The sequence below is a fragment of the Mesorhizobium caraganae genome, assembly GCF_016836705.1.
GTDB lineage: Bacteria > Pseudomonadota > Alphaproteobacteria > Rhizobiales > Rhizobiaceae > Mesorhizobium > Mesorhizobium caraganae.
In genome coordinates this window covers 122620-143606 of sequence record NZ_JAFCGY010000014.1, presented here as the reverse complement: position 1 = coordinate 143606, position 20987 = coordinate 122620, and the positions used below count along the sequence as shown (strand labels likewise).

Below are 20987 nucleotides of genomic sequence, written 5' to 3'. Positions count from 1 at the left end.
AGGCCCGCGCTCAGATATCCGCGCGCAAAAGGCCGGACATATGAGCGCAAGCGATCCGATCAAACTATCTCACCAAGCCTTGCAAGCAGGGGGCCGTCCACATATGAGCACCGGAAGCGCAGGTATCAGCCATTTGCAGGCCGGCCTCACCTGAATATCGGTAAGTCCTAGGGTGCGAAGATCGACCAGTTCATCACCCTGGCCAGCTTTTCCAGCGCGATCGACCCCAGCTTCGAATTGCCGTTGGCATTGAGACCTGGCGACCACACGGCGAGCGAGGCGACGCCCGGCACGATCCCCAATATGCCGCCGCCGACGCCGCTTTTGCCGGGAATGCCGACACGGAAGGCAAAGTCGCCGGAGCCGTCATAGTGGCCGCAGGTCAGCATCATGGCGCCGATGCGGCGTGCGCGCTCGGCCGACACCACGGAATGGCCGGTCGCTGGGTTCTTGCCGCCATTGGCGAGGAAGCGGCCGGCCAGCGCCAGTTGCCGGCAGCTCATGGCGATGGCGCAATGGTGGAAGTAGACGCCCAGCGCCAGCTCCGGCGCATGGTGAAGATTGCCGAAGGATTTCATGTAGTTGGCAAGCGCAAAGTTGCGGTAGCCGGTGGCGCGTTCGGAGGCCGCGACCTCGCGGTCGATGATGATCGTCTCATCGTCGGCGAGGAACTGGATGAAGCGCAGGATCTCTCCGATCGCCTCGCGCGGCTGGTGGCCGGCGAGCAATATGTCTGAGACGACGATGGCGCCGGCATTGATGAACGGATTGCGCGGAATGCCGTTCTCATGCTCGAGCTGGACGATCGAGTTGAACGGATTGCCCGACGGCTCACGCCCAACCCGCTGCCACAGCGCATCGCCGACATTGCCGAGCGCCAGCGTCAGGGTGAACACCTTGGAAATGCTCTGGATCGAGAATGCCTGGTCGGCGTCGCCGGCGACAAGCACGTGGCCGTCATTGGTCACCGCCGCAATGCCGAATTTCTTCGGATCGACTTTGCCGAGCTGCGGGATGTAGGTGGCGACGTCGCCACGATCGGTGCGTTCCGCCATCTCGGCGGCGACATCGGCCAGCGCTTGTTCGAGTTCCGGCATTGTCGTCCCCGCTATTTCAGCCAGCGCTCGATGCGCGCCATCGCCTCGACCATGTCGTCATGGCTGCCGGCATAGGAAAAACGCATCGTTCGGTGTCCGGCCAGCGGATCGAAATCACGGCCGGGCGTCGCCGCCACATGCGCCTCGGCCAGCATTTTGCGCGCAAAGGCCATGCTGTCATTGGTATGCCGGGTGACATCGCAGAAAGCATAGAACGCGCCGTCCATGGGGGCTGCCAGCGGAAATCCGAGCTCCGGCAGGCGCTGCGTCAACAGCTCGCGATTCCAGGCGTAGCGCGCCTTCACCGCTTCCAGCTCTTCCGTCGCCTTGAAGGCTTCGATCGCCGCGATCTGCGACAGTTCCGGCGGCGAGATGTAGAGGCTCTGGGCAATGCGCTCGATGGGCCGCACCAGGGCGTCCGGCAGCACCATCCAGCCGATACGCCAGCCGGTCATGCAATAGTATTTTGAGAAGGAATTGATCACCGTTACGCCCGAGCCATAGGCCAGCGCCGTAGTGTCGGGCGCGGCATAGGCCAGCCGGTGATAGATCTCATCCGATATGACCGCGATGCCGAGTTCTTCGGCTGTCCTCACCAGCGCCGAGAGCTCATCGGCGGGAATGACGGCGCCGGTCGGATTGGCCGGGCTGGCGAACAGCACGCCCTTCAATGGGTTTTCCCGATGCGCCACCTTCAAATGGTCGGCATGCAGATAAGCGTCCAGGCCGAGCTCGATCTCGACGATCTCGATGCCGAGCGCGGCCATAATGTTGCGATAGGCGGGATAGCCGGGTGCCGCGATGGCGACGCGATCGCCCGGATCGAACATTGCCAGGAAGGCCAGATTGAAGGCTGCCGACGATCCCGTCGTCACGGCGATGCGGTTCGGCGCGACATCGATTCCGTAGTGATCGCCATAGTGCGCGGCGATCGCCTTGCGCAGATCCGCCAGGCCGAGCGCATCGGTGTAGCCGATGCGGCCGATCTTCAGCGCATTTACGGCGGCTTCCCTGACCCCCACCGGCGCCGGATCGGATGGCTGCCCGACGGCCATGGACACGACAGGCACGCCTGTCGCCTTCAGCCGGTTGGCCTCGGCCAGGATGTCCATGGCGTGAAACGGCTCGACTTCACCGCGGCGCGACAGCGCAACAACCATTTGACCTCACCTCTTCCGCCCAATCCTGCCGCTCCAGGCCAGCAACCTCGATGGCAGCGCCGCACAAATGCCCGATTGATGTGAGGATCACAAGTTAGCCTAGTTTCGGTGCCGACTCTTTTCATCGTTCGCCCGCTCGTTTACCAGTGGACCTCATGCTGAGCCGACCCAAATCGACGATTTCAAAATATTCCATCGGGAAGACAGCGCGCGGCTTCGCGACGCTTTTGCTTGCCGCCACTGTTGCGATCTCCGGCACGGTGACAGCATTCGCACAGGCGGTGCCGGTGGTGCGCGATGCCGAGATCGAGGCGCTGGTGCGCGACTATGCGCGGCCGATCTTCAAGGCTGCTGGTCTCGCCAATGACGGCGTCGATATCGTCCTGGTCAACGATCAGAGTTTTAACGCATTCGTCACCGGGCGCCGGCTGTTCATCAACACCGGCGCGCTTATGCAGGCCGAAACGCCCAATGAGATCATCGGCGTCATCGCCCACGAAGCCGGCCACATCGCCGGCGGGCATCAGCAGAAATTGCGCGACCAGCTCGAGCGCGCCAAGACGATGGCCATCATCGCCACGCTGCTTGGCGCCGGCGCCATCGTTGCCGGCGCCACCACCAACAGCCGCGGCCTTGCCGGTGCCGGCATGGGTGTCGCCGCCGGCGGCGGCGAGATGGCGCAGCGCAGCATTCTTGCCTACCAGCGCACCGAAGAGTCGACCGCCGACCGCTCGGCCATCACCTATCTCAACGCCACCGGCCAGTCCGGCATGGGCATGCTGAAGACCTTCGCCCGCTTCCAGAACGCGCTGTCTCTGTCCGGCACGCAGGTCGATCCCTACCGGATCAGCCATCCGATGCCGCAGGAGCGCATCGCCAATCTTGAAGTGCTGGTCAAGCAGAGCCCCAATGTCGGCAAGGTCGATCCGCCCGCGCTGCAGCAGCGGCACGACATGATGCGCATCAAGATCGCCGCCTATATGGGCGGCCAGGCCGCCGCGACGCGGCTGATGCGCAAGGCCCCGGGCAGCCTCCCATCGCGCTATGGCGAGGCGCAGATGGCCTATCTCTACGGGAATCTGGGTGCGGCACTCACCAAGACCAACGCATTGATCAAGGAACAGCCGAAGAACCCCTATTTCCAGGAATTGCGCGGCGACATCCTGATGAAGGCCAACAAGCCGAAGGACGCGGCGGATGCCTATGCCAAGGCGGTCAGCCTCGATCCGGTGAAGTCGGGCCTGTTGCCCGTGTCCCTCGGCCAGGCGCTGATGGCCATCGGCACGCCCGATTCACTGAAGAAGGCGGTGGTGCAGATCAACAACGGCCTCGGGCGCGACAAGGAAAACACCGCCGGGTACCGCTATCTGGCCCAGGCCTATGGCGAACTCGGCAACATCCCGGCCGCGGAGCTCGCCACCGCCGAGGGCCATTTCTATTCCGGCGACTACAAGAATGCGAAAATCTTTGCCATGCGCGCGCAAAAGGACCTGAAGCGCGGCGAGCCCGGCTGGATTCGCGCGCAGGACATCATAAACTACAACCCTTCAGGCAAACTCAAGAAATGAACCTTCCGGTCGCTCGCAGCGACTAAGATAGACCGGAACCGGTAAGAGGATCAGACGATGAACAAGGCAATATTGCTAGGCACGACGGGAGTGGCGGCTGCTCTTGCCATGCTGGCTTTCGGGTTCGTCGCCGGCAGTCCGCAGGTGGCTAAGGCCGATACGGCGCAGATCGTGCAGGTAGCGTCCTCGGACACCAAGATCGACCGCGCCGAGGTCGAGGGCATCATCCGCGACTATCTGTTGAAGAACCCGGAAGTGCTCCTCGAAGTGCAGGACGCGCTGGAGGCCAAGCAGAAGGAAGAGCAGCGCATTGCCGCACTCGGCGTCATCAAGAACGCCAAGGATGAGATCTTCAACTCGACCTTCGACGGCGTCGTCGGCAATCCGAAGGGCAAGGTCACCATCGTCGAGTTCTACGATTACAATTGCGGCTTCTGCAAACGCGCCATCGAGGACATGCGGGCACTGACCAAGTCCGATCCGGACCTGCGCTTCGTGCTCAAGGAATTCCCGATCCTCGGCCCGGATTCGCAGAAGGCCAGCGTCGTCTCGATGGCCTTCCACCTGATGAAGCCGGAAAAGTATGGCGAGTTCCACAATGCGCTGCTGGGCGGCCAGGGCCGCGCCACAGAGGCTGCGGCCATCAAGGTGGCGCTGTCGCTCGGCGCCGATGAGGCGGAGTTGCGCGAGAAGATGAAGGATCCGACCATCACCGAGGCTTTCTCCAAGACTTTCGACCTCGCCAACAAGCTGGCCATCACCGGAACGCCGTCCTACGTGGTCGGCAACGAGGTGGTGTTCGGCGCGCTTGGCCAGGAAGTGCTGGCCGAAAAGATCGAGGCGGCGAAAGCCGCTCTCTGATCTTGCCCGCGAGCCTATTTCTCACGGGCACATTTCGGCCTGTTGTGGACAGGGAAAGATCGCACTTGCGCTCTTTCCGCGGGCGACTATGCCCATTATAGAAGGCCCTGCGCGCCGGCTTGAGGCAGGTGCTGGGAAAAGGTCGGCATTTTTGAAAACGATTTTCGTCCTGAACGGTCCCAACCTGAACGCGCTCGGCAAGCGCGAGCCCGGCATCTATGGCGGCAAGACGCTTGCCGCGATCGCCGACGACTGCAAGCAGGCAGGCGCCGCACTTGGCCTCGAGATCGATTTTCGCCAGTCGAACCATGAGGGCGACCTCGTCGACTGGATCCAGGAGGCCGGCGACAAGGCCGCCGGCATCGTCATCAATCCGGGTGCCTACAGCCACACCTCGATCGCCATTCACGACGCCATCCGCGCTATCGCGCCGCTGCCCGTCGCCGAAGTTCACCTCTCCAACATCCACGCGCGGGAACCATTCCGCCACGTCTCCATGGTCGCGCCGGTCGCTGTCGGCATGATCTGCGGGTTCGGGCCGCTTGGCTACTCGCTGGCGCTGCAGGCGCTGGCGGCACGCCTATGACCGGCCCAAAAACAGAAGGCTCGAAAATGTCGATAAAGAAGACCGGTGTTGACCAGCAACTGATCCGCGATCTGGCGGGCATACTGAACGACACCAACCTCACCGAGATCGAGGTCGAGCTCGGCGACCTGAAAGTGCGCGTGTCGCGCCAGGCGCCGGCCGCCGTCCACGCCATTGCAGCACCTCAAGCAGGCTATGCACCAGCAGCGCAGCCCGCGGTGAGCGCAGCTGCCGCACCAGCGGCGGCCGATCCGTCCAAGAACGCGGTCCCCTCGCCGATGGTCGGCACCGCCTATCTCGCCCCCTCGCCCGACGCCAAGGCCTTCATCGAGATCGGCCAGAAGGTCAAGGAAGGCCAGACGCTGCTGATCATCGAGGCGATGAAGACAATGAACCAGATCCCGTCGCCCCGCGCCGGCATGGTGACGGCGATCCTGTTCGAGGACGGCCAGCCGGTCGAATACGGCATGCCGCTCGTCGTGATCGAGTAGAGCGGGCCGGATGTTCCAGAAGATCCTCATCGCCAATCGCGGCGAAATCGCGCTTCGGGTGCTGCGCGCCTGCAAGGAACTCGGTATCCAGACCGTGGTGGTGCATTCGACCGCCGATGCGGACGCCATGCATGTCAGGCTTGCCGACGAGAGCGTGTGCATCGGCCCGCCGCCGTCGCGCGACAGCTATCTCAACATCCACCAGATCGTCGCCGCTTGCGAGATCACCGGCGCCGACGCCGTGCATCCGGGCTACGGCTTCCTGTCGGAGAACGCCAAGTTCGCCGACATCCTGGCCGCCCACAACATCACCTTCATCGGCCCGTCCGGCGACCATATCCGCATCATGGGCGACAAGATCGAGGCCAAGCGCACCGCAAAGCGTCTCGGCATCCCGGTCGTGCCGGGTTCGGACGGCGCCGTCACCGATCAGAAGGAAGCCAAGCGCATTGCCGCCGAGATCGGCTATCCCGTGATCATCAAGGCGTCGGCGGGCGGTGGTGGGCGCGGCATGAAGGTCGCTCTTACCGAGGCTGACCTTGAGATCGCCTTGCAGACAGCGAGCACGGAAGCCGGCGCCGCCTTCGGCGACGATGCCGTCTACATCGAGAAATATCTGCAAAAGCCGCGCCACATCGAGGTGCAGGTGTTCGGCGACGGCGCCGGCCGCGGCGTGCATTTCGGCGAGCGCGACTGTTCGCTGCAGCGCCGCCACCAGAAGGTCTGGGAAGAGGCGCCCTCGCCGGCCCTCAACGCCGAGGAGCGCGCCCGCATCGGCGGTATCTGCGCCAAGGCCATCGCCGACCTCGGCTATTCCGGCGCCGGTACCATCGAATTCCTCTACGAGAACGGCGAGTTCTACTTCATCGAGATGAACACGCGCCTGCAGGTCGAGCATCCGGTGACGGAAGCCATCACAGGCATCGATCTCGTGCACGAGCAGATCCGCGTCGCCTCAGGCGGCGGGCTTTCGGTGCGCCAGGAGGACATCAAGTTCAATGGCCACGCCATCGAATGCCGCATCAACGCCGAGGATCCGCGCACCTTCACGCCCTCGCCCGGCACGATCACCCATTTCCACACGCCTGGCGGCCTCGGCATCCGCGTCGATTCCGGTGTCTATTCCGGCTACAAGATCCCGCCCTATTATGACAGCCTGATCGGCAAGCTGATCGTGCATGGACGCAACCGCGTCGAATGCATGATGCGGCTGCGCCGGGCGCTCGACGAGTTCGTCGTCGACGGCATCAAGACGACGCTGCCGCTGTTTCGCGACCTTGTCGGCAATGCCGACATCGCCAATGGCGACTACGACATCCACTGGCTGGAAAAGTATCTGGCCAAAGAGGAATAGCGCCCAAATTGCCGCTATGATGCAGCGATGACCCGCCCCTACGCGCCCGGCTATCGCATTCCGACCGACCTTTTGCTCAAGGCCTATGCCTCGGGCGTCTTCCCGATGGCCGAGAGCGCTTCGGACCCTGAGGTGTTCTGGGTCCGGCCGGAGACGCGCGGCATCATCCCGCTCGAGGCGTTCCACACGCCGAAGAGCTTGAAGAAGACGATCCGCAAGCACCCGTTCGACATCCGCTTCGACTTCGATTTCGAGGCGACCATCGATGGCTGCGCCGAAAAGCGCGAGGAGCGCCGCTCGACCTGGATCAACGCGCCGATCCGCGAAGCCTATGTCGAGCTACACCGTCTTGGGCATTGCCATTCGGTCGAGGCCTGGCGCGAGGAACGGCTTGTCGGCGGCCTCTATGGCGTCTCACTCGGCCGGGTGTTCTTCGGCGAAAGCATGTTCGCCCGGGAAACCGACGCCTCCAAGACCTGTCTTTATTATCTCGTCGAGCGGCTGAAGGCGCGCGGCTTCGCGCTGCTCGACACGCAGTTCACCACCGAACACCTCAAGCGCTTCGGCGCGGTCGACGTGCCGCGTGGCAAATACGAGAAGATGCTGGCCGACGCGCTGAAGGGCGAAGCTGTTTTCTATCCCTGACCGGGAGACCGGACGTGCCCGGCCCACTCATCGACGACTTGAGTGATCAGCTTTTCGCTGCGGTCTCCATCGGTGTCTGCGAGTGGAACATCATCTTCCAGCCGTTGACGCGGTGGACATAGCCGGTGCTGACCAGGGCCGCGTAGGGCTCGCCGTTTTCGCGTGTCGCATGTGCCTCGTAAGTCAGCATGATAATGTCGCTGCCCGGCTCAATGATGCCCTTGAGGTCGATCTGCAGATCGCGCCAGCGGTTGGGCTTGGTCGCGGTCTTGGCGAGGTCGGCATTGTCCATCGCCTTCGCCATCTCAGGAAATGCCACCAGGCATTCTGTGTCGGCGTTGGCCGCGTAATAGGCCGAGTCGCCCGTCCAGAACCCCTTTTCGAGGTCGAGCAGTTCTTTCTTGCTGGCCGTGATCCGCTTGCTGTCTGACATCGCAAAATCCTCCAAGCGCATAAATGCGCGGTCGTTCATGGCCAAACGCGTGGTGGCCATGACGGTTCCGGAGGATCAGTTGGTGTCGGTCGCGTCGGGCGCCGTGGGGTCTGGCTGTTCCACAGCCGGGGCAGCGGCGGGCTTCGGCTTGGAGGTATCGACCTTGGGGGTCTCGGCCTTGGCCGCGTCCGGCGGCGGCACATCCGACTTCTGCTTGCAGCCCTTCAGCCAGACGTCATAGACGGCGTGCTCGACGGCGTTGAGGCCTGGGCTTTCGGCGAACATCCAGCCGGTGAAGATACGGCGGATCTTGCGGTCCAGCGTGATCTCGTCGACCTCAACGAAGGAATCGGTCTTCGGTTCCTCGTTCTCCGGCCGCGAATAGCAGATGCGCGGCGTCACCTGCAAAGCGCCGAACTGCACCGTTTCGTCGATATAGACATCGAAGGTGATGATGCGGCCGGTGATCTTGTCGATGCCGGCGAATTCAGCGACCGGGTTGGTGATGCGTTCCGAGATTGCCGGCGCCGCGGCGGGCTCCTGGGCTGCCGCAAACGCTGTCGGGCACATGGCGGCAACTGCCGTCAGTCCGGCCATCGATGTCAGGCTGAAAATGTTCATGCTGATATACCGGTGGTTTGGGCCTGGGTGATTCTGTCACGCCCAAGGCTAGTCGCGGTTGTCATACCAACAAGCAGCTAAACGCCAATTGTGGCGACAAAAGACCGGCCTGTGGTCAAGAACCAGGCGTCCACGCATCATAGTCGCCCGTCACCTGCGGACGGTGCTGATTGGTGAGCACGGAACCCTTCGGGCGATAGGCGGCCGGTGTTCCCGTGAGATTCGGTTCGTGCGCCTTTTCCCATTCGCGCGGGCGATAGTCGTCGCTCGGCGGCGCGACATCGACGCGATGATGGATCCAGCCGTGCCAGCCCGGGGGAATCGCCGAGGCTTCCGAATAGTTGGCGTAGATGACCCAGCGGCGGGTGCGGCCTTCCGAATCGACGCCGCCCTCATAGTAGACATTGCCGGTTGCATCCTGGCCGACCTTGGTGCCGTGGCGCCAGGTGTGGAAACGCGTTCCCAGCGTCTGGCTGTTCCACCAGGTGAAAAACTGCGTAAGGAAGGTTTTCATCAAAAATCCTCGCGGCGCGCGCGGCGGTGCCTGCTTCCCTGCTTATGGCGTTAGGTCATCGCGAAGGCAAGGGTTTTGCGGCGGCTGCGGCACTGACGGCATGGGAAAGCCTCTGCTGTCAGCTGATCATTTCGCACCTGCGAACAGCACGCTTGCCAAGCAGGCTGCGTCTTCCTAAAGCTCTCATCGCCCGGCGCTGGTCAACGCCGGCTGCCGGAGGTGAGGAATGGCCACAGCTGCCGTCAGGATCAGCGCGGAGACTATACGCGCCCGCAAGGGCGGCGTGCCGATCGTCTGCCTGACCGCCTACACCTATCCCGTCGCCCGGCTGCTCGACGACCATATCGACCTTCTCCTGGTCGGCGACAGCGTTGCCATGGTGCTGCACGGCCACAAGACCACACTCGGCGCCTCGCTGGAGATGATGATCGCCCATGGCCAGGCGGTGATGCGCGGCTCGGCAAAGGCCTGCGTGGTGGTCGACATGCCGGCCGGCAGCTATGAGACTTCGGCGATGCACGCCGTCGCCTCGGCGCGCCGCATCGTCGAGGAAACCGGCTGCCAGGCGGTGAAGCTGGAAGGCGGCGTCGACGTGGCCGGCCAGATCGCGGCCATCGTCGCGTCCGGCATTCCGGTGATGGGCCATATCGGCCTGCAGCCGCAATCGGTCGAAAAGGACGGCGGCTACAAGATCAAGGGCCGCACGCCGGAGAATGTCGCGGCATTGATACGCGACGCCGATGCGGTCGAAAAGGCCGGCGCGTTTTCGCTGGTTATCGAAGGTACCGTCGAGACTGTCGCCGCCGACCTGACCCGGCGCATCGCCATTCCGACCATCGGCATCGGCGCCAGCAGCGATTGCGACGGCCAGATCCTGGTAATCGACGACATGATCGGCCTGACCGTCGACCGGGTGCCGAAATTCGTCAAGGAATATGCCGATTTGCGCAGCGTGGTCGCCGAAGCCGCCGCGCACTATGCGGCAGAGGTGCGCAGTCGCACCTTTCCCGGACCAGGCCATGTCTTTTCAGCCAAAACGGGCAAGGATAACGCATGAACCAGCCTGTCGTTGTCGACACTGTGCTTGCCCTTCGCGCCGCAATCCGCGGCTGGCGGCGCGACGGCCTCAGCGTCGCCATGGTGCCGACCATGGGCGCGCTGCATGACGGCCATATCTCGCTGGTCAAGGCCGCGCTTTCGATGGCCGATCGCTGCATCGTCTCGATCTTCGTCAATCCTGCCCAGTTCGCGCCTACCGAAGACCTCGACAAGTATCCGCGCCAGCTGGCCCGCGATCTCGACCGGCTGACACAGGCCGGCGCCCATCTTGCCTTCACGCCGGCGGTTTCCGAAATGTACCCGGAGGGTTTCGCGACCAGGATTTCGGTCGGCGGCCCGTCTTCGGGGCTGGAATCGGATTTCAGGCCGACCTTCTTCGAGGGCGTCGCAACCGTCGTGGCCAAGCTGTTTCTCCAAGCCTTGCCCGACCGCGCCATCTTCGGCGAAAAGGACTACCAGCAGCTTTGCGTCGTCCGAAAACTCTGCCGCGATCTCGACCTGCCGGTGGACATTGTCGGCGCGCCGACCGTACGCGACGCGCACGGCCTCGCAATGTCGTCGCGCAATGCCTATCTCGGCGCCGCCGAACTCGATGTCGCACGCCAGCTCAATGTCATCCTGCGCCAGGCAGCGGTGGAGCTTGCGGCCGGCACCGACGAAAGCAGCGTGACCGCCAAGGCTGCCGCCGCGCTTCTCGAGGCAGGCTTCGACCGCGTCGACTATGTCGCAGCGCGCGAGAGCCTGACCCTTGCCCCCTGGCGTCGTGACAGCGACGGCCGCCTCCTCGCTGCGGCCTGGCTTGGCAGGACCAGGTTGATCGACAATGTGGAAGTTTCCTCATTTATTCCCTGAAAAATTCCAAATCCGTTCAATTTGATTTGTATCGCGGCTTGGCGCGAGTGCCCGTAAACAGCGGTCCTTCAGGGGTCATATCGGCTGGTCTGATAGCGATAACACACCAAAACGTCGCTGTGAGATGTTTCACAGACGCGGCGTACCCGGCAATGTGGTGTTACCTCAGGCAGAGATAATGTGTGACCTGCCACTACACTGCGATGTAAACGAGGCTTTATGTCTATCCAGGCCAACATCATCGGTCGCGCTCTGCCACAGATCGTCGAGGCAATTTACGATTCGATTGCCGATGTCGGCCGTTGGCAGTCGACGCTTGAATCAATCTGCAAATTGGCACTTGGCCGACTTGCCATGCTGGCGGTCGTCGACACATCGAGCAATTCGGCGCGGTTTTCGATATCCTGCGGCGATCCCGCCCTGCTTGACCCTCTGCAGCGCGACTACGCCTCCGAAGTGCCTTTCTTCAAAGCAGTGCCGAAGATGGAAATCGACATGCCGTTCACCGTCGATAGCATCTATGCGCTGCAAGGCCCCGACGCGCGGCAGAACTGGATCGAAAGCCGCATCGTGCGCGAGTGGGTGGAACCCAACCGTCTCGACGATTTCTTCTGGGTGGCGCTGATGAAGCAGCCAGCGCGCACCGGCATGCTGATGGTGGTGACCGACAAGGACAGGCCGCAGATTTCAGCCAGGGATCTCGACCTGATTTCCACACTCGCACCCCATGTCCGGCGTGCGGTGACCATCGGCGACCTGTTCGAAGCCGAGCGGCGCAAGGCTGACATCTTTCGCTCGATCATCGAGAGCCTCGACCATCCGGTGCTGATCGTCGCCGACGACATGCAGGTCATCTTCGCCAATCCGGCAGCCGAAGCGCTGCTCGCGCAAAACACCTCCGTGTCCTCGGTGCGCGGCCAGCTGTCGTTCGCCTATGGCAATGCCAACGCCGCCATCGGCCGCGCCGTCCAACTCGGCACCCGCGACGAATTCGCGCTCGGGCCGTCAGGCATCAACATTCCCCTGGTCCGGTCCATGGTTCCGGCGGTGGCGCATGTCATGCCGCTGGCGCGACGCGACATTTCGGCCCGCATGTCGCAACGCGCCGCCGCCGCCATCTTCATCGCCGCCGCCGGCGCAGCACCCGTGCCGGCGCTGGAAGCGATCGCAGCGCTGTTCGGATTGACCGCGGCGGAAAAGCGCGTTGCCGGCCATGTCTTCGCCGGCCGGACCCGGCGCGAAATCGCGGCTGCCAGCGGCGTCTCTGACGGCACCATCAAATCACAGCTGGCGACGATCTTCGACAAGACCGCCACCGGCGACCAGCGAGAACTGCAGCTCCTGATGCGGGAATTGACGCCGCCGCTGCGCCCGGCCTGACACGCGCCGTCAGCTATCTATCCCAGTGGCTTCTCAAAGATCAGCGCTGGCAATCCTGAGCCGCCGCCGCAATCGGCAGTGCTGCCGGCTGGCACAAACCCTTTCGCCCGATAAAAGGCAATGGCCGGCTTGTTGGCCTCTTCCACCTCGACGCGCAAGGTATTTGCCTCGGGAAAGCTGGCCTCGACCTCGTCCAGCAAGGCCTGGCCGATACCTTGCCGCTGGCAGTCGGGCAGGACATAGAGCTGGTTCAACAGCACGGTCTTCGCATCCGTCGTAGCGGCCGCGAAAGCCATGCCGCCGATGCGCTTGCCGTCGTCGGCGACCAGGAATTCTGAATTCGGCCTTATCAGCCGCGCCTTGAGCGAGGCGATTGAATGCCAGTCGTCGGTGATTTCCCTCACCCGCTCAGTGCCGTAGATAGCGTCGTAGGTCGCATGCCAGGTTTCGACCAGCAGCGCGCGGATGGCGGCAAGGTCGCGCTCGCTGGCGGTGCGGACGAACATGGCTCTATTCGATGCCGAGCTTGGCCTTGACCAGATCGTTGACCGCCTGCGGGTTGGCCTTGCCGCCGGTGGCCTTCATCACCTGGCCGACGAACCAGCCGGCCATGGTCGGCTTGGCGCGCGCCTGTTCGGCCTTGTCTGGGTTGGCGGCGATGACCTCGTCGACCGCCTTCTCGATGGCGCCGGTATCGGTAACCTGCTTCATGCCGCGGCTTTCGACCACCTGGCGCGGATCGCCGCCCTCGTTCCAGACGATCTCGAACAGATCCTTGGCGATCTTGCCGGAGATGGTGCCTTCCTTGATCAGGTCGATGACGGCACCGAGCTGCTCCGGCGAAACCGGAGCATTTTCAATGTCCTTGCCGGCTTTGTTGAGCTGGCCGAGCAGATCGTTGATGACCCAGTTGGCGGCAAGCTTGCCGTCGCGGCCGCTGGCCACCTGCTCGAAATAATCGGCGATCGGCTTTTCCGACACCAGGATCGAGGCGTCGTAGGTCGATAGCCCGAGCGAAGAGACCAGCCGCGCCTTCTTGTCGTCGGGCAGTTCCGGCAGTCCTTTGGCCAAAGCATCGACATAGGCCTGGTCGAATTCCAACGGCAAAAGATCGGGATCGGGGAAATAGCGGTAGTCATGCGCCTCTTCCTTCGAACGCATGGAGCGCGTCTCGCCCTTGACCGCATCGTACAGCCGCGTTTCCTGCTCGATCTTGCCGCCGTCCTCCAGGATAGCGATCTGGCGGCGCGCCTCATAGTCGATGGCCTGGCCGATGAAGCGGATCGAGTTCATGTTCTTGATCTCGCAGCGCGTTCCGAACTCGCCACCGGGCCGGCGTACCGAGACGTTGACGTCGGCGCGCATAGAGCCTTCGTCCATGTTGCCGTCGCAGGTGCCGAGATAGCGCATGATGGTGCGCAACTTGGTGACATAGGCCTTGGCCTCGTCACCGGAACGCAGGTCAGGCTTGGAGACGATCTCCATCAGCGCCACGCCCGAACGGTTGAGGTCGACATAGGACATGGTCGCATGCTGGTCGTGCATCGACTTACCGGCATCCTGCTCGAGGTGCAGCCGCTCTATGCCGACCTCGATATCCTCGAATTCGCCCTGGCGGTCGGGGCCGACAGAAACGATCACCGTGCCCTCGCCGACGATCGGCTGCTTGAACTGCGAGATCTGATAGCCCTGCGGCAGATCCGGATAGAAATAGTTCTTCCGGTCGAAAACCGACTTGTGGTTGATCTGCGCCTTCAGCCCGAGACCTGTGCGGATCGCCTGCTTGACGCATTCCTCGTTGATCACCGGCAGCATGCCCGGCATGGCCGCATCGACCAGGCTGACATTGCCGTTGGGGGCCGCACCGAAAGCGGTCGAAGCGCCGGAAAACAATTTTGCTTCCGAGATGACCTGCGCGTGCACTTCGAGACCAATGATGATTTCCCAATCGCCGGTGGCGCCGGAGATCAGGCGCTTGGCGTCGGGCGTGCGGGTATCGATGAGGGTCATGGTGGCCTGCGTACCTAGAATTCTCGGATATGCATGAGACGCATATTTGGATGTGAAACTTCGCTAGTGCAAACCGCCAAAAGAGACAAGGCCAAAGCCGCGGTCTGGCCTTTTCCGCCACTTTCGCCTATAGGACGCCCATCCCAATGGAGAGTGGATGTCCACTTACGCTCAGTCCCGGTAAGGCCCTGACCTCGTAGCGAGGCAGGGCACTATCCAGGCGTCGATCTCGATCTGTTTCGAAAACTGAGGCGAAGGAAGGCGGTTTCATCTTGCGATGGCGGCCCCTACCGAAACACAAGGCGCGGACTGCAACTCGTCCGCTCCGAACTCGACAACCGATAGAGTAAAATACCGCCGGCCGGTCTTCCGGTCGGCGGATTCTTCGTCGAGTCAAGCCGTTGCGATATAGGCCCGGATCTCTTCAGCCTCGCGCTCGACATCCTCGATGCGGCGCTTGACCACGTCGCCGATCGACACGATGCCGTCGAGCATCCCGTCCTTTTCCACCGGCAGATGGCGGAACCGGCCTTTGGTCATAATCTCCATCACCTCGTTGACCGTGTGGTTCTCGTTGCAGATCTTCACTTTCGGCGTCATCGCCGAGCGCACTGCGATGTCAAGTGCGGCAGCGCCTTCCTTGGCAAGCACCCGCACGATGTCGCGCTCGGAAAGGATACCGACGATCTTGCGATCGCCATTGGTGATGACCAGTGCGCCGATCTTGTGGTCGACCAGGATTCGAATGGCTTCGCTCAGCTTTTCATTCGGCCCGAGCGTGAACACGTCATGGCCTTTTTTTTCGAGAATTGCCTTAACCGTCATGGCGTCCTCCTCCTGCTGCTTGCCTAGCCAGCTCCCGCCCTGGCCGGCTTCACATAAGAGTGAACATCGTGCGCCGTGATCGGTTCCTTTTCAAGTGCGCCAGTGGGGTGCGCTAGTCGGGAGTGCTCTGGTCCTCGGGGATTTCCCCTTCAGGCGCCTGCCAGCGCCGGTCGAACCAGCGCAATCCGAAGAAACCGGCGACAAGCCCGCCAATATGCGCCTCCCAGGCGATCTGGCCGGGCTCGCCGAGCCCGAGACCATAGAGGCCGGTGACGAGATTGATGATCATCCAGGCGCCAAGAAAATTGACGACGCCGCGCATCCGCAGAACGATTGCGATCGGCAGCACGGGACCGGCAAAGGCAGCCCTGCCGGACGAGCGGTCGGTACGGAACCCGAAACGCGCCGCAGCACCCATCATGCCCGATATCGCACCCGAGGCGCCGACCAGCGGCGCCTCTCCGAATGGATGGACCGCCCAGAACAGCACCACCGCGGCCAAGCCGGTAACGGCGAAAAACAACGCGAACCAAAGCCAGCCGAGACGGTTGGCCAGCGGCGAACCGAAGGCGGCCAGCGCAACCATGTTGATGGCAATGTGGGCAAGGCCGCCATGCATGAAGGCATAGGTGAAAGGACGGCTGAAGAGGAACCAGTCGAAGCCGTATTGGCCGGTGTAGAGGACGGGAATGAAGGCCCCGTCGGTGAGCAATGTTATCTGCTGGTCTTCGGTCAGCACATATTGCTGCAGCAGGAAGACGGCCACGCAGATGCCGATTGTCGCCAGCACCACCGGCGGCAGGTTGAACACCGGCTCGCGGCGCGGCGGCGGCGGCTCTTCGGTCTCGGCGGGGCTTGTCGGTTCGCTCATTCACTTGGGTCCGGGATTCGTTCCGCGAGCTTTAGAGCAAGGATGCTTCGGTTGAAACTGCCCTGCATCCTCTGACACCTCGCATGACGCTTTCCAGCCCGGCGTCAGGTGATGACAGCACAGATCGCGCTGTCCCCGATGCCAGAGCCAAGGAGGCGGCAGATCTTCTCACCTTGGCCTCGACGGGTTTAGACTGAAAAAAATCGTTGGCCCTGTCGGCTAGGCCCGCGCTCCGCCGTCCTTGGTGAAAGCGACGCAATCGGGAGGAGAAAATGCCAGAAAAAATCCTCGTGCTTATCGGCACGAAAAAAGGCGCCTTCATCGCCGAGAGCGATGGCAAGCGCGGGTCGTGGAAGCTGCGCGGTCCGTTCTGCGAGCACTGGCCGATGAACCATGTCGTCGGCGACCCCGAGACCGGCGCGATCTACGGCGCCGGCGGCAACGAATGGTTCGGTCCGGCGGTCTGGAAGTCGGACGACCTTGGCCAGACCTGGACGCATTCCAGCGAGGGTCTGGCCTATGCGGCTGGCGACGAACCGATCAAGGCGGTATGGAGCCTCGCCAAGCGCAACGGCAGCCTCTATGCCGGCGTGCAGCCGGCCGGCCTGTTTCGCTCCGACGACGGCGGGGCCACGTGGAGCCACATCGAGGGCCTGCAGCATCACCCGAGCCGCAAGGACTGGAACCCAGGTGGCGCGGGCCTCATCCTCCATTCCATCGTCACGCACCCCGCAGACGAGGAGCAGATCTGGGTGGGCATCTCGTCCGCAGGCGTGTTCTACACCTGGGACGGCGGCAAGACGTGGGAGCCGCGCAACCGTGGCACCCGCGCCGACTTCCTGCCCGAAGGACAAAACTATCCAGAATTCGGCCAGTGCGTACACTGTCTGGTGATGGCGCCCGGCAAGCCCGACCGGCTCTACCAGCAGAACCATTGCGGCATGTACCGCTCCGACGATGGCGGCAAGAACTGGCAGAGCATCGAGAAGGGCCTTCCCTCGACCTTCGGTTTTCCCGCGGCCACGCATCCGCGCGACCCCGACACGCTCTTCCTTCTGCCGCTCAACGGCGACAGCGCCGGCCGTTACGTGCCGGACGCGAAGGCGGCGGTCTGGAAGACGGAGGATGCGGGAGCCACATGGCTCGACGAGCGCAAGGGTCTGCCGCAGGAGAACTGCTATGCGGGCGTGTTGCGGCAGGCTATGGCGACCGACAGCCTCGAGCCGGCCGGAGTCTATTTCGGCACCAGCGGCGGCTCGCTCTTTGCCAGTGCCAACGAAGGCGAAAACTGGTCGGAGATCGCTCAGCATCTGCCCACGATTCTGTCCGTCGAGACGATGGTGGTGGAGTAGGGAAAATGTCGAACAACCCCGCCCGCAGTGTGCACCATGTCATCGCGCGGCTCCCGGGTGTGCTCATCGACCTGTTTCCTGGCGCGCCGCGCCGGGTCGAACTGCCGGCCTCGACTGTGAAGGAAATGATCGACGGGTTGGACGCGCTCTGGCCCGGCATGCGCGACCGGATGTGCGATTCCCGCCCTGCCATCCGCCGCCATATGAACGTTTTCGTCGATGGCGAGAAGGCAACCCTGGAAACCGGGCTCGCGCCCGGCACCGAGGTTTTTATCCTAACGGCAATCAGTGGCGGTTAGGCCAGGGAACAGGTAGCCCACCCTCCCGACGATATCCCTGGCCGCAAGCGGGGGAGAAGGGATCAGTTGGAGGGATCCAGCTGGTGGCGGCGCGTTCATCGCTCGCCGACGGCAGGAAGCTTGGCGTCGAGACCCTCGACCGTTTTCGAAGGGCGCGAATCACCGGGCGCGAATCAAAAAGAAGCCGTCCAAGGTTTCCCTTGAACGGCCGGTCGAGCCCCTGCTCCCCCTAAAAACTCTTGACTGAAGTGCTGCCGATCGTCGCGAAACGACCGCTTCTAAAGTGGTTTTGCTGTGCCATGGCGGTCTCGCGCGCGCAACGTAAACCACTTGTTAACCTTAACGTCCCCGACCCGTGAACAAGTGTTAACGACGCTGGCACGCATCCTGCGAGGCACCGCATGTAGGTCATCGGAGAGCGCCCTTTCTGTTCACCGATGGGACACCAAAAGACAGATCGCGCGGAGCCGCATAGCATGAACCAGAACGGATCAATCACGCTGTTCCAATATTGGAACCGGCTGCGTGATGGGCGCCCTGCCCCGAAGCGATCGGAAGTCGAACCCGCCGACATCAAGGCGCTTTTGGCCGATACATTCATCCTGGAAAGGGACACGCGCGGCGAAGCGGTGTTCCGGCTTGCCGGCACCAGGCTTTGCGCCGGCTATGGCCGCGAACTCAAGGGCTTTTCCTTCCCGTCGCTGTGGCGCGAAAAGGACCAGCGGCTGGTGTCGCGGCTCATTCACGGCGTCTTCGAGCAGAAATCCGTGGTGCTCATCACCTATGAGGGGTTCAGCCGCAACGGCCGTTCGAACCGCTTCGAACTGCTTGCCCTGCCGCTCGACGGCGGTGTCGAGAACCCGCGCTGCCTCGGCGTCGTCAGCGCCGTCGAAAAGCCGTTCTGGCTGGGCGCAGACCCGATCACCGACGCCTTGATCGATGCCATCCGTGTCATCGATCCCGACAAGGAACCGATGTTCTTGAAAAACCGGCCGGAAATATCCGTTCCTTCGCTGGCTCCCACCGAGCTCGAAGCGCCGGAGACCATCTCGGCGCTCGGTCGGTCCCGGCGCATCCGCCACCTCGTCGTGTTCGAGGGAGGGCGTGGTGAATAATGCATGTCGCCTGAATCCGATCAAACGCGAGGCGCTTTAGGCTCAAATCCAGGCCCCGACCTTAAGTATCGGCAGCCCGCTTTTCCCCTTTGTTAACCTGATTTGCTGTAGCGTTTCGGCGTGAAGTTCCACGCACGACGCGGGAATGCCAACGGGGTGTAGGCAGTCATGAGGTCAGCGGCGGTCGAATATGCGCCGTCCCGCGCCGAAAGGCGTAACTTTCAGCGCGTCCGGGTCAAGATCTACGGGCGCTTCATGCTGGAAGACCGCACCGAACACCCGTGCCAGGTGGTCGACATGTCGCCGGGCAATGTCGCGCTGCGCACCGAGCGCGTCGGCATGCCGGGCGAAAAAGTCATTGCCTATATCGATCATATCGGCCGCATCGAGGGCGTGGTGACGCGCACCTCGCAGGACGGCTTTGCCATGACCGTCATTGCCTCGGACCGCAAGAAGGACAAGCTTGCCGCGCAGCTGACCTGGCTTGCCAACAAGCATGAACTCGACCTGCCGGAAGATCGCCGCCACGAACGCGTGGCGCCGCGCAACCCGACCAGCGTGCTGCAACTCACCGATGGGCGCCAGTATCAGTGCCGCATTGTCGACCTGTCCCTGTCGGGCGCGGCGGTCGAGATCGACGTCAAGCCGGCGATCGGCATCCAGGTGATGCTTGGAACCATGCGCGGCCAGGTGGTGCGTCATTTCGAGGACGGCGTCGCCATCGAATTTGCTGTCATCCAGCGCCCGGAAACGCTCGATTCCGAGTTCAACGCCCCGCGCGCCTGAACGATCGGCAAACACGCAGTAAAAAACGAACCGGCCTTCGCGGCCGGTTTTTTGTTGCCCGGCATCCCGCCTCGGCACGCAAGCATGTGGACCGCGCCTGAAATCCCGTCTGTGGCCAGCGACCGCATTGCAAAAGCTCCGACTTTTGCGTCCGTGTCTGAACGATTTTATATTAAAATAGATCAAATTTTACGCTTATTCTATTGGGGTTTTACTCAATGTCTACTTCGGGTTTTTGCGTGAAATAAATCGACCCGTGTCATTGTTCCCTCAAACGGGGAGACTGACCAAATGGCGAAGACGTGGGGCAAGCTGTTGCTCTTGGCAATGGCGATGCAGCTTTCCGCTTGGGGAACGGCGCAAGCAGCGGGACCGGCCTACATGCACACTGGCGGCCGCACCACACAGCCCGTCGGTCACTACGAATTCTGTCAGAAGCTGCCGCAGGAATGCACGCAGCGGACGCCCAAGCAGGCGCCGGTCGAGCTGACCCGCAAGCTGTGGGCGGCGATCGTCAGCGTCAACAATTCGGTCAACACCCGGATCGTGCCGCGCACCGACATGGAAATGTGGGGCAAGGAAGAGGTCTGGTCCTACCCTGACAGCGGCTTCGGCGACTGCGAGGACTATGCGCTGGAGAAGCGCCGCGAATTGATGGCGCTCGGCGTTCCGGCCGGCAATCTGCTGATGACGGTTGCGCGCCAGCCAAATGGCGACGGCCATGCGGTGCTGACCGTGCGCACCAGTCTTGGCGAGTTCATCCTCGACAATCTGGAGTCCAAGGTGCTGTCCTGGACCGACACCGACTACACCTATCTGAAGCGCCAGTCCGACACGAATTCCGGCGTCTGGGTAACGATCAATGACGGCCGCGCCGACGCGGTTGCCAGCGTCCGCTAGGACGCGGAAACGATAAAACGCGTCCGCTAAAGGCAGCGCAAACAAGAGATACGTCCGCTCAGGACGCGACGAGAAAGCCCGGTCGAGTCCCCACCCTCCCCGTCCCCAACGACCGGGTTTTAGGAGCCGGCCCCGTCCCCGGGCCGGCTCCGCCATTTCTGGCGCAAGGTAGAAGGCAGCAGTTTTGATCGCACCCGAGACGGACCAG

General features: G+C 62.7%; 23 protein-coding genes and 1 pseudogene. 15 read left to right on the top strand and 9 right to left on the bottom strand.

Annotated elements, in window-relative coordinates:
- Positions 1 to 167 precede the first annotated feature (167 nt).
- The gene (locus JQK88_RS22295; RefSeq protein ID WP_203279456.1) at positions 168 to 1097 is read right to left on the bottom strand and encodes a glutaminase; all 930 of its coding nucleotides are present in this window, start codon (positions 1095 to 1097) and stop codon (positions 168 to 170) included.
- Between the two features lie 11 nt (positions 1098 to 1108).
- On the bottom strand, positions 1109 to 2257 hold the full coding sequence (locus JQK88_RS22290; protein WP_203279455.1) for a pyridoxal phosphate-dependent aminotransferase: 1149 nt from the start codon (positions 2255 to 2257) through the stop codon (positions 1109 to 1111).
- A 155-nt stretch (positions 2258 to 2412) separates the two neighbouring features.
- On the opposite strand from JQK88_RS22290, the gene JQK88_RS22285 reads away from it, so the two are divergent.
- The 6 genes from JQK88_RS22285 (at position 2413) to aat (ending at position 7762) form a co-directional block, all read left to right on the top strand.
- On the top strand, positions 2413 to 3825 hold the full coding sequence (locus JQK88_RS22285; RefSeq protein WP_203279454.1) for a M48 family metalloprotease: 1413 nt from the start codon (positions 2413 to 2415) through the stop codon (positions 3823 to 3825).
- Positions 3826 to 3882: 57 nt separating this feature from the next.
- The gene (locus JQK88_RS22280) at positions 3883 to 4686 is read left to right on the top strand and encodes a DsbA family protein (protein WP_192251637.1); all 804 of its coding nucleotides are present in this window, start codon (positions 3883 to 3885) and stop codon (positions 4684 to 4686) included.
- Positions 4687 to 4837: 151 nt separating this feature from the next.
- Positions 4838 to 5272 carry a type II 3-dehydroquinate dehydratase gene (gene aroQ / locus JQK88_RS22275; RefSeq protein ID WP_112564337.1) on the top strand — a complete coding sequence of 145 codons (435 nt, stop codon included), beginning with the start codon at positions 4838 to 4840 and terminating at the stop codon, positions 5270 to 5272.
- Between the two features lie 26 nt (positions 5273 to 5298).
- A complete protein-coding gene (accB, locus tag JQK88_RS22270; RefSeq protein WP_192251624.1) occupies positions 5299 to 5763 on the top strand; it encodes an acetyl-CoA carboxylase biotin carboxyl carrier protein in 465 nt (154 codons plus the stop codon).
- A gap of 10 nt (positions 5764 to 5773) precedes the next feature.
- The gene (accC, locus tag JQK88_RS22265) at positions 5774 to 7117 is read left to right on the top strand and encodes an acetyl-CoA carboxylase biotin carboxylase subunit (protein ID WP_112564333.1); all 1344 of its coding nucleotides are present in this window, start codon (positions 5774 to 5776) and stop codon (positions 7115 to 7117) included.
- 27 nt (positions 7118 to 7144) lie between these two features.
- The gene (gene aat / locus JQK88_RS22260; RefSeq protein WP_192251621.1) at positions 7145 to 7762 is read left to right on the top strand and encodes a leucyl/phenylalanyl-tRNA--protein transferase; all 618 of its coding nucleotides are present in this window, start codon (positions 7145 to 7147) and stop codon (positions 7760 to 7762) included.
- A 46-nt stretch (positions 7763 to 7808) separates the two neighbouring features.
- Here the strand turns inward: aat and JQK88_RS22255 are convergent, their stop codons facing one another.
- The 3 genes from JQK88_RS22255 to JQK88_RS22245 all read right to left on the bottom strand — a co-directional run bounded on the left by JQK88_RS22255 (position 7809) and on the right by JQK88_RS22245 (position 9330).
- Positions 7809 to 8195, bottom strand: a complete 387-nt coding sequence (locus tag JQK88_RS22255) for a hypothetical protein (RefSeq protein ID WP_192251617.1) — start codon at positions 8193 to 8195, stop codon at positions 7809 to 7811.
- A 75-nt stretch (positions 8196 to 8270) separates the two neighbouring features.
- Complete coding sequence (locus tag JQK88_RS22250) at positions 8271 to 8816, bottom strand: DUF2155 domain-containing protein (protein WP_192251614.1); 546 nt, start codon at positions 8814 to 8816, stop codon at positions 8271 to 8273.
- Between the two features lie 115 nt (positions 8817 to 8931).
- Positions 8932 to 9330 carry an NADH:ubiquinone oxidoreductase subunit NDUFA12 gene (locus JQK88_RS22245; RefSeq protein ID WP_192251611.1) on the bottom strand — a complete coding sequence of 133 codons (399 nt, stop codon included), beginning with the start codon at positions 9328 to 9330 and terminating at the stop codon, positions 8932 to 8934.
- Positions 9331 to 9556: 226 nt separating this feature from the next.
- Here JQK88_RS22245 and panB point away from each other — a divergent pair, with 226 nt between their 5' ends.
- From panB to JQK88_RS22230, 3 genes are all read left to right on the top strand, one after another.
- Complete coding sequence (gene panB / locus JQK88_RS22240; protein ID WP_192251608.1) at positions 9557 to 10387, top strand: 3-methyl-2-oxobutanoate hydroxymethyltransferase; 831 nt, start codon at positions 9557 to 9559, stop codon at positions 10385 to 10387.
- Positions 10384 to 11241, top strand: a complete 858-nt coding sequence (gene panC, locus JQK88_RS22235; RefSeq protein ID WP_192251605.1) for a pantoate--beta-alanine ligase — start codon at positions 10384 to 10386, stop codon at positions 11239 to 11241. Before panB ends, panC begins: the two co-directional genes overlap by 4 nt.
- A 219-nt stretch (positions 11242 to 11460) precedes the next feature.
- On the top strand, positions 11461 to 12621 hold the full coding sequence (locus tag JQK88_RS22230; protein WP_192251603.1) for a helix-turn-helix transcriptional regulator: 1161 nt from the start codon (positions 11461 to 11463) through the stop codon (positions 12619 to 12621).
- Between the two features lie 17 nt (positions 12622 to 12638).
- Here JQK88_RS22230 and JQK88_RS22225 read toward each other — a convergent pair whose 3' ends face one another.
- Positions 12639 to 13127: a GNAT family N-acetyltransferase gene (locus JQK88_RS22225; protein WP_192251602.1), complete on the bottom strand. Its 489-nt coding sequence runs from the start codon at positions 13125 to 13127 to the stop codon at positions 12639 to 12641.
- Positions 13128 to 13131: 4 nt separating this feature from the next.
- Positions 13132 to 14631, bottom strand: coding sequence for an Asp-tRNA(Asn)/Glu-tRNA(Gln) amidotransferase subunit GatB (gatB, locus tag JQK88_RS22220; RefSeq protein ID WP_192251600.1), 1500 nt, complete (start codon positions 14629 to 14631; stop codon positions 13132 to 13134).
- Positions 14632 to 14844: 213 nt separating this feature from the next.
- Between gatB and JQK88_RS22215 the strand changes: the two are divergent.
- Positions 14845 to 14976, top strand: a pseudogene (locus JQK88_RS22215) (YjhX family toxin); the annotation flags it as partial.
- Between the two features lie 48 nt (positions 14977 to 15024).
- Here the strand turns inward: JQK88_RS22215 and JQK88_RS22210 are convergent.
- Positions 15025 to 15456 carry a CBS domain-containing protein gene (locus tag JQK88_RS22210; RefSeq protein WP_192251597.1) on the bottom strand — a complete coding sequence of 144 codons (432 nt, stop codon included), beginning with the start codon at positions 15454 to 15456 and terminating at the stop codon, positions 15025 to 15027.
- A 112-nt stretch (positions 15457 to 15568) separates the two neighbouring features.
- Positions 15569 to 16327, bottom strand: coding sequence for a rhomboid family intramembrane serine protease (locus tag JQK88_RS22205; RefSeq protein WP_192251595.1), 759 nt, complete (start codon positions 16325 to 16327; stop codon positions 15569 to 15571).
- 272 nt (positions 16328 to 16599) lie between these two features.
- On the opposite strand from JQK88_RS22205, the gene JQK88_RS22200 reads away from it, so the two are divergent.
- The 5 genes from JQK88_RS22200 to JQK88_RS22180 all read left to right on the top strand — a co-directional run bounded on the left by JQK88_RS22200 (position 16600) and on the right by JQK88_RS22180 (position 20779).
- On the top strand, positions 16600 to 17679 hold the full coding sequence (locus tag JQK88_RS22200) for a WD40/YVTN/BNR-like repeat-containing protein (RefSeq protein WP_192251593.1): 1080 nt from the start codon (positions 16600 to 16602) through the stop codon (positions 17677 to 17679).
- Between the two features lie 5 nt (positions 17680 to 17684).
- Positions 17685 to 17978, top strand: a complete 294-nt coding sequence (locus JQK88_RS22195) for a MoaD/ThiS family protein (protein WP_192251590.1) — start codon at positions 17685 to 17687, stop codon at positions 17976 to 17978.
- 476 nt (positions 17979 to 18454) lie between these two features.
- Entirely contained in the window at positions 18455 to 19093 is a 639-nt protein-coding gene (locus tag JQK88_RS22190; RefSeq protein WP_203279453.1) for a PAS domain-containing protein, read from the top strand.
- A 168-nt stretch (positions 19094 to 19261) separates the two neighbouring features.
- Entirely contained in the window at positions 19262 to 19879 is a 618-nt protein-coding gene (locus JQK88_RS22185; protein ID WP_203279452.1) for a PilZ domain-containing protein, read from the top strand.
- A 291-nt stretch (positions 19880 to 20170) separates the two neighbouring features.
- Positions 20171 to 20779 carry a transglutaminase-like cysteine peptidase gene (locus JQK88_RS22180; RefSeq protein WP_192251584.1) on the top strand — a complete coding sequence of 203 codons (609 nt, stop codon included), beginning with the start codon at positions 20171 to 20173 and terminating at the stop codon, positions 20777 to 20779.
- Positions 20780 to 20987: the final 208 nt, after the last annotated feature.

What these genes read in the sequence shown, in the direction of transcription:
- JQK88_RS22245 (WP_192251611.1), bottom strand. Translation starts at nt 9,330, where the DNA reads ATGAAAACCTTCCTTACGCAGTTTTTCACCTGGTGGAACAGCCAGACG.
- accC (WP_112564333.1), top strand. Translation starts at nt 5,774, where the DNA reads ATGTTCCAGAAGATCCTCATCGCCAATCGCGGCGAAATCGCGCTTCGG.
- JQK88_RS22295 (WP_203279456.1), bottom strand. Translation starts at nt 1,097, where the DNA reads ATGCCGGAACTCGAACAAGCGCTGGCCGATGTCGCCGCCGAGATGGCG.
- JQK88_RS22230 (WP_192251603.1), top strand. Translation starts at nt 11,461, where the DNA reads ATGTCTATCCAGGCCAACATCATCGGTCGCGCTCTGCCACAGATCGTC.
- JQK88_RS22210 (WP_192251597.1), bottom strand. Translation starts at nt 15,456, where the DNA reads ATGACGGTTAAGGCAATTCTCGAAAAAAAAGGCCATGACGTGTTCACG.
- JQK88_RS22285 (WP_203279454.1), top strand. Translation starts at nt 2,413, where the DNA reads ATGCTGAGCCGACCCAAATCGACGATTTCAAAATATTCCATCGGGAAG.
- JQK88_RS22250 (WP_192251614.1), bottom strand. Translation starts at nt 8,816, where the DNA reads ATGAACATTTTCAGCCTGACATCGATGGCCGGACTGACGGCAGTTGCC.
- JQK88_RS22255 (WP_192251617.1), bottom strand. Translation starts at nt 8,195, where the DNA reads ATGTCAGACAGCAAGCGGATCACGGCCAGCAAGAAAGAACTGCTCGAC.
- JQK88_RS22205 (WP_192251595.1), bottom strand. Translation starts at nt 16,327, where the DNA reads ATGAGCGAACCGACAAGCCCCGCCGAGACCGAAGAGCCGCCGCCGCCG.
- gatB (WP_192251600.1), bottom strand. Translation starts at nt 14,631, where the DNA reads ATGACCCTCATCGATACCCGCACGCCCGACGCCAAGCGCCTGATCTCC.
- JQK88_RS22180 (WP_192251584.1), top strand. Translation starts at nt 20,171, where the DNA reads ATGGCGAAGACGTGGGGCAAGCTGTTGCTCTTGGCAATGGCGATGCAG.
- panB (WP_192251608.1), top strand. Translation starts at nt 9,557, where the DNA reads ATGGCCACAGCTGCCGTCAGGATCAGCGCGGAGACTATACGCGCCCGC.
- JQK88_RS22225 (WP_192251602.1), bottom strand. Translation starts at nt 13,127, where the DNA reads ATGTTCGTCCGCACCGCCAGCGAGCGCGACCTTGCCGCCATCCGCGCG.
- accB (WP_192251624.1), top strand. Translation starts at nt 5,299, where the DNA reads ATGTCGATAAAGAAGACCGGTGTTGACCAGCAACTGATCCGCGATCTG.
- panC (WP_192251605.1), top strand. Translation starts at nt 10,384, where the DNA reads ATGAACCAGCCTGTCGTTGTCGACACTGTGCTTGCCCTTCGCGCCGCA.
- JQK88_RS22200 (WP_192251593.1), top strand. Translation starts at nt 16,600, where the DNA reads ATGCCAGAAAAAATCCTCGTGCTTATCGGCACGAAAAAAGGCGCCTTC.
- JQK88_RS22195 (WP_192251590.1), top strand. Translation starts at nt 17,685, where the DNA reads ATGTCGAACAACCCCGCCCGCAGTGTGCACCATGTCATCGCGCGGCTC.
- JQK88_RS22290 (WP_203279455.1), bottom strand. Translation starts at nt 2,257, where the DNA reads ATGGTTGTTGCGCTGTCGCGCCGCGGTGAAGTCGAGCCGTTTCACGCC.
- JQK88_RS22190 (WP_203279453.1), top strand. Translation starts at nt 18,455, where the DNA reads ATGAACCAGAACGGATCAATCACGCTGTTCCAATATTGGAACCGGCTG.
- JQK88_RS22280 (WP_192251637.1), top strand. Translation starts at nt 3,883, where the DNA reads ATGAACAAGGCAATATTGCTAGGCACGACGGGAGTGGCGGCTGCTCTT.
- aat (WP_192251621.1), top strand. Translation starts at nt 7,145, where the DNA reads ATGACCCGCCCCTACGCGCCCGGCTATCGCATTCCGACCGACCTTTTG.
- JQK88_RS22185 (WP_203279452.1), top strand. Translation starts at nt 19,262, where the DNA reads ATGAGGTCAGCGGCGGTCGAATATGCGCCGTCCCGCGCCGAAAGGCGT.